6 protein-coding genes are annotated in these 6,425 nt (G+C 69.6%); all 6 read left to right on the forward strand.

Going from position 1 to position 6,425, the window contains the following annotated elements:
• The first annotated feature begins 74 nt into the window (after positions 1-74).
• The 6 genes from Aple_RS44645 to Aple_RS44670 are packed head-to-tail and all read left to right on the forward strand — an operon-like array spanning position 75 to position 6,312.
• Positions 75-1,016 carry a hydroxymethylglutaryl-CoA lyase gene (locus Aple_RS44645; RefSeq protein WP_155350852.1) on the forward strand — a complete coding sequence of 314 codons (942 nt, stop codon included), beginning with the start codon at positions 75-77 and terminating at the stop codon, positions 1,014-1,016.
• Complete coding sequence (locus tag Aple_RS44650; protein ID WP_155350853.1) at positions 1,013-1,750, forward strand: enoyl-CoA hydratase/isomerase family protein; 738 nt, start codon at positions 1,013-1,015, stop codon at positions 1,748-1,750. Before Aple_RS44645 ends, Aple_RS44650 begins: the two co-directional genes overlap by 4 nt.
• Positions 1,747-2,952 (forward strand): CaiB/BaiF CoA transferase family protein, encoded by a 1,206-nt coding sequence (locus Aple_RS44655; protein WP_155350854.1) that lies wholly within the window; start codon positions 1,747-1,749, stop codon positions 2,950-2,952. The genes Aple_RS44650 and Aple_RS44655 overlap by 4 nt, the downstream gene beginning before the upstream one ends.
• Positions 2,949-3,725 (forward strand): enoyl-CoA hydratase/isomerase family protein, encoded by a 777-nt coding sequence (locus Aple_RS44660; protein ID WP_155350855.1) that lies wholly within the window; start codon positions 2,949-2,951, stop codon positions 3,723-3,725. The genes Aple_RS44655 and Aple_RS44660 overlap by 4 nt, the downstream gene beginning before the upstream one ends.
• 5 nt (positions 3,726-3,730) lie before the next feature.
• On the forward strand, positions 3,731-5,356 hold the full coding sequence (locus Aple_RS44665; RefSeq protein ID WP_218038828.1) for an AMP-binding protein: 1,626 nt from the start codon (positions 3,731-3,733) through the stop codon (positions 5,354-5,356).
• Positions 5,353-6,312, forward strand: coding sequence for an NAD(P)H-dependent flavin oxidoreductase (locus Aple_RS44670; protein ID WP_155350857.1), 960 nt, complete (start codon positions 5,353-5,355; stop codon positions 6,310-6,312). The genes Aple_RS44665 and Aple_RS44670 overlap by 4 nt, the downstream gene beginning before the upstream one ends.
• Positions 6,313-6,425 lie beyond the last annotated feature (113 nt).

A 6,425-nucleotide genomic window follows, 5' to 3' on the forward strand; every position in this document is an offset into this window, starting at 1 on the left:
TAGCCTTCTGTTGACCTTATCAACAGTGCTCTGCGAAGCTGGCCGCATCAGGCGCGACAGGAGGTTCCCCAGAGGTGGTCGACCAAGTGACGATCTGCGAGTGCTTCGCCCGCGACGGGCTGCAGCACGAGGAGACATTCCTGCCAACGGACACCAAGATCGCGGTTATCGACGCGATCGCGGATGCCGGCTTCCAGCGGATAGAAGCGACCAGCTACAGCCATCCCGACCATGTGCCCGCCTTTCGCGACGCCGGCCAGGTCCTGGCCGGCCTGCCTCGGCGAACCGGAGTCGCGTACAAGGCGACCTGCCCCAACCCGACCGCGGTGCGACGCGCGCTCGCGGACGCCGAGGCCGGGTTCGGAGCCGACGAGCTGAGCTTTCTCGTCTCCGCCACCGAGTCACACACCCAGCGCAACCTCCGGACCACCAGGGCCGGGCAGTGGGAGCGGGTGGCCGAGATGGCACGGCTGGCCGACCGGCGATTCACCCTGGTCGGCGTCATCTCCGTCGCGTTCGGCTGCCCCTTCGAAGGGCCCGTCGCTTCGGACGGCGTCGTCGCCGACTTCGAGCGGTTCGCCGAGCTCGGCGTCGACCTGGTGACGATCGGGGACACGACGGGTCTGGCGACCCCGCGAACCGTGGCCGAGCTCTTCGGCCGAGTCCTGAAGGACTATCCCGAGGTGCCCGCCGTGGCTCACTTCCACAACACCCGAGGCACGGCGCTGGCGAACTGCGTGGCAGCGCTGGACGCCGGCTGCCGGCACTTCGACAGCGCGCTCGGCGGCGTCGGCGGGCATCCCAAGCAGATCACGTACGGCCAGGGGATGACCGGCAACGTGGCCACTGAGGACCTGGTGAACGCATTCGAGTCGATGGGCGTGGCCACCGGCCTCGACATCGACCTGGTCACCGCGGCCTCACGCAGGTGTGAGGAGGCTCTCGGCCGGCCGCTGCACAGCATGGTCGCCCGAGCCGGCTGGGGATTGAACGTGACAAAGGGGGAAGGTCAGTGACCGACCAGAACGTGCTGCTCACGGAGGATCACGGGGCGGTCCGCGTGCTGCGGATGAACCGGCCGGACAAGCTCAACGCGCTCAACACTCCGCTCACCCGAGCCGTGCTCGACGGCTTGCAGGCGGCTGAGGCCGACGACGGCGTCCGCGCAGTCGTGCTCACCGGAGCGGGCCGGGCGTTCTGCGCAGGCGCCGACCTCGCCGAGTTCTCCGAGCTCACCCCCCACAACCAGGAAGCGGTCCTTCGCAGAGCGGAGCTGACCGCGCGCGTGCAAACCATGCCGCAGAGCATGTCCAAGCCGATCGTCTCGGTCGTCCGCGGCGCGGCCGTCGGCGGCGGCGCCGGCCTGGCGACCGGGTGCGACATGATGGTCGTCGCCGACGATGCCGTCCTCGGCTATCCCGAGCTCAGACATTCCATCGTGCCCGCCCTGGTGATGACGGGTCTACAGCGGCAGTTCGGGCGAAAGCTCGCCTTCGAACTGCTGAGCACCGGCCGGATGCTCGACGCCGGCGAACTGGTCGCGCTGGGCGTCGCCAACCGGGTGACTGCCCCTGGTGAAGCACTCAAGGTGGGCATCGACATCGCCACCGGATGGGCGAAGACGAACACCCGGGCCATGACGGCGGCCAAGAGCCTTTTCTACCGGGTCGCCGACCTGCCCTTCGACCAGGCGATGCAGGCCGGCCGCGACGTCAACGCGATCATGCGTGGATTCCGGGAGGTGGGGTGAACCTCCTCGTCGGCATCACCGTCGTCGACTTCTCGAGAGTGCTCGCCGGGCCTATGGCCACCCAGATCCTCGCCGAGCTCGGCGCCGAGGTCATCAAGATCGAACGTCCGGGCGCGGGCGACGAGTCGCGCGGCATGCAGCCTTTGCTGCCGAACGGGGAGAGCGCGTACTTCTTCGCGTTCAATCGGGGCAAGCGCTCGGTCACGTTGAATCTCCAGACCGAGCATGGCCGGGAGACCGCCAGGAGGCTGGTGGCCAAGGCCGATGTGCTGGTCGAGAACTTCCTGCCCGGCACCATGGACCGTCTCGGCCTTGGCTACCGCGGGCTGGCCGCCGAGAACCCCGGCCTGGTCTACGTGTCCTGTACGGGCTTCGGGCAGACCGGGCCGAACGCGCACCTCAGAGGCTACGACACCATCTTCCAGGCACTGTCCGGCATCACCTCGATCACCGGCCATCCGGACGGGCCCCCGGCCAAGGCGGGAGTCCCCGTGGCGGACATGACCACGGCGCTCTGGATCGCCATCGCCGTCCTCGCCGGGCTGCTGCGCCGCAGCACGACCGGCAAGGGCGGCCAAGTGGACCTCGCGATGATGGACGTGCAGATCACCCTGCTCGCCCTGGCGGCGGCGCGGCTGTTCGCCCTGGACGAGGACGTCACCCGGACCGGCACCGCGCATCTGGGCCGCGTGCCGTCGGAGGCGTACCAGTGCGCCGACGGAACCTGGCTGCAGATCAGCTGTAGCGATCAGCACTGGCCGGTACTCTGCTCCGCGCTCGGTCTCCAGGAGCTGGCGAGCGATGACGCCCTCGCGACCAATGCGGGAAGGGTCGTCCAGCGCGACAGGGTGAGCGAGGTGTTGCGCACCGCCTTCGCCAAGAGCGACCGGGCCGAACTCGCCGCGGCCCTGCGAACGGCCGGGATCCCCGCCGGTGAGGTCCACACCGTGCGCGAAGCGCTCGCCGACGAGCACACGGTCGCGCGGGGTGTCGTGGGTCACTTCGACCACCCGATCGAGGGCCGGTTCCCCGCGCTGCGCACGCCGTTGCGTCTCGATGACCCGGACGGCCGGGGATTCTCCGCCGCCCCGATCGGCACCCCTCCGCTGCTGGGTGCGGACACAGCGACCGTGCTCATCGAGAAGCTCGGGCTCACCGAGGCCGACCTCGCCGCACTCGACGAAGCCGGGGCACTGCGATGACGGCCCCCGAACCAACCGTGATCATCGAAGCCCGGGATGAGATCGTCCGTATCGTCCTCAACCGTCCGCACGCCCGCAACGGCGTCAACCTGGCGATGTGCCTGGAGCTGCGCCAAACGTTCGAGAGGCTCGACTCCGATCCCGGGGTGCGAGCGGTGTTCCTCAGCGCCAACGGACCCGCCTTCTGTGCGGGCGCGGACCTCAAGGAGCGCGTCGGCAAGGACGAGGCGTGGGTGCGCCAACGCCGCCAGGCATCCTTCGCCGCCTATGAGGCCATTGAGCGATGCGCCAAACCGGTCATCGCCGTGATCGACGGCCCGGTCGTCGGAGCGGGCGGCGAGATAGCGATGAGCTGTGACTTCGTCGTGGCGTCGACGGCGACCACGTTCCGGTGGCCGGAGCCGCGCTGGGGCACTGTCGGCGCCACCCAGCGGCTGCAACGCGTGATCGGCAAGCGGCACGCCAAGGAGCTGCTGTACACCAACCGCGTCATGACCGCCGGTGAAGCCCACCGCCTCGGCCTGGTCACCCGGCTGGTCGAGCGGGCCGAACTGGGCGCGGAGGAAGCACGCATCGCCAGTGCGATCGCCACGGCGCCCGCATTGGCGATCGAGCTCACCAAACAGGCCATCGAGCTGGGCGGGGAGACCGATCTCGATCGAGGCATCCGGATCGAGATGGCCGCCATCGAACGGAATCTCTCGGACGGGTCATGGCGTGCGGGGGTACGCCGCTTCGCCGACCCGGCGGACGACGAGCAGCAGAAGGAGTGACGTACGTGGAGGAGAACTTCGATCCGGCGGACGCCTGCCCGGTGACGACCGACGCCGTGCTGCGCCGCGCCGTCGCCATCGGTCCCGACCTCGAGGCCGTCGTCAGCCCTTCCGGCCGGTGCACGTACGCGGCACTCGCCGCCGAGGTGGACCGCATCCGCGCGGCGCTCGCCGCGGCGGGTGTACGACGCGGTGACCACATCGCGATCTGCCTCGGCAACGGCCCTCGATGGGTCGCGCTGTTCCTGGCCATCGGCTCGCTCGGCGCGGTGACCGTGCCCGTCAACACCCGGTTCCTGACCGAGGAGTTCGCCTATGCGCTGCGGCAGTCACGTGCCACGATGCTCTTCGTCGCGGACCGCTTCCTGAAAGCGGACTTCATCGCGATGCTCAGGAACATCTGCCCGGCGGTCGACTCGGCGCTGCCCGACCCCGGCCTGCCTGATCTGCGCGAGGTGGTGATCATCGGCGACGACGTCCCCGCCGCAGGGCGCTCCTGGCCGGACTTCCTCGCCCACTCGGCGGAGCCCGCCGAACCGGTGTGTGAGCCGGACGACGTGCTGCTGATCCAGTACACCTCGGGTACGACCGCCTACCCCAAGGGGGTGTTGCTCACTCACCGGAGCATGTGCGCCGACGCCTTCTTCTCCGGCCTGCGGCTGGGTCTGCGGGCGGGCGACCGGTTCCACAGTGCCCGGCCGTTCTTCCATGTGGCGGGCAGCGCCTTGTCGATCCTGTCCAGCCTGCAACATCTGGTCACGCTGGTGACCATGGAGCGCTTCGAGGCCGGGGAGGCGCTGCGGCTGATGGAGGCCGAGCGGTGCACGCACTTCTCGGGCAATGACACCATCGCCCTGATGCTCCTCGGCCACCCCGACGCCACCCGCAGGAAACTGGCGTTGCGCGGGGCGTGGCTGGCGGCCTCCCCCGCCATCGTCCGCCGAGTGATCGACGAGTTCGGGGCGGCCGAGGCGGTTGTGGCGTACGGACTTTCCGAGGCATCGCCGAACGTCGCCCAGTCGGCGTGGTGGGAAGAGCAGCAGATCCGGGTCTCCGGCCGGATGCTGCCCCAGCCAGGCGTCACCGTCCGGATCCGGGACGTCGAAACGGGCCGGAACCTGGGGCCAGGTGAGGTCGGCGAGATCCTCGTACGCGGCTGGAATGTCATGCGCGGCTACTTCGGCATGCCCGAGGAGACGACGGCGACACTCAGCCCGGACGGATGGCTGTCCACGGGCGACCTCGGCAAGCTCGGAACCGACCGCAGGCTCGAGTTCCTGGGCCGCGCGAAGGAGGTGATCCGCGTCGGCGGCGAGAACGTCTCCCCCACCGAGGTCGAGGACGTCCTGCACCGGCATCCCCAGGTCCGGCAGGCCGCTGTCGTCGGGGTTCCCGATGCCCGGCTGCTGGAGGTGCCCTTCGCGTTCGTGGTGGTCGCCGAGGGCGCCCAAGCCGAGGCTGAGGAGATTCTGAGCTGGGTGGGCAGCCGGCTGGCCGGGTTCAAGGTCCCGAGATACCTGCGCATCGTCGACGGATTCGAGAGCATCGGCATGACCGCGAGCTCGAAGGTCCGCAAGCGCAGCCTGGCTGAGCATGCCGAAAGGCTACTGGCCGGGGAGACCCTTCGATGAGGATCGAGACTTCGGTGACCCGATTGCTCGGTGTCGCACTCCCCATCGTGCAGGCGGGCATGTCCTGGGCCTCGTCGGACGCGGCGCTGCCGCTCGCGGTCTCTCGAGCGGGCGGGCTGGGCGTCATCGCCGCGGGGCCGATGCGGCTGCACGATCTGGAACGCACCATCGACGAGGTACGGGCCGGGACCGACAAGCCCTTCGCCGTGAACCTCCCGCTGTACCGCAAGGGCGCGGACGAGGTCATGGACTTGCTGGCGGCGAAACGCGTACCCATTCTGATCGCCTCGCAGGGTGGCCCGCGCCGCTACCTGGACAGGTTCCATGACGTGGGCACGACCTGCCTGCACGTCGTCGCGGGCACCGAACACGCGGCCAAAGCCGTCGACGCGGGCGTGGACGGCCTGGTCGTCGTGGGCGGCGAGGCCGGTGGGCACCCGCCCGCGAGCCTGGTGTCCACCCTGATCATCACCCGGGCCGTCGTGAGGGCCGTACGTGGCACGCCGGTCATCGCCTCCGGCGGTTTCGCGGACGGCGCCGGCCTCGCCGCAGCGCTCGCGCTCGGCGCGGGCGCGACCCAGTTCGGCACCCGTTTCCTGGCCAGTCACGAGGCCGCTGTACACAGCTCCTACAAGGAGGCTGTGCTCCGGGCGGGGATCGCCGACAGCCGTACGGTGGGCCGCGACCTCGGCATGATCCGCGCCCTCGCCAACCCCTTCACCGACCGCATGACAGAGCTCGAGAACACCGGCGCGGACCTGGAGCAACGGCGGGTCGAATTCAGCAAGGCGACGCTGAGAGCCGCGGCTCTCGATGGGGACACCGCCGACGGGAAACTGGAGGCCGGCCAGTCCGCGGGCCTGATCGACTCGGTCCTGCCTGTCTGCGAAATCGTGCGCAACCTGATCGAGGAGTACCGCACAGCGCGCCGAGCCCTTCCGGAGATCCGCGACTGACCATCCTGCTGGGCGCTCGCGGAGACGAGGTGCTCGACCGGTGGCGATCCGTGCCCAGAGCGTGGCCCGCTGCCCGGATAGGAGCCTGACAGCGGCCACGTCGTGAGCGATTT

Origin of the sequence: Acrocarpospora pleiomorpha (assembly GCF_009687885.1) — a bacterium.
Classification (GTDB): domain Bacteria; phylum Actinomycetota; class Actinomycetes; order Streptosporangiales; family Streptosporangiaceae; genus Acrocarpospora; species Acrocarpospora pleiomorpha.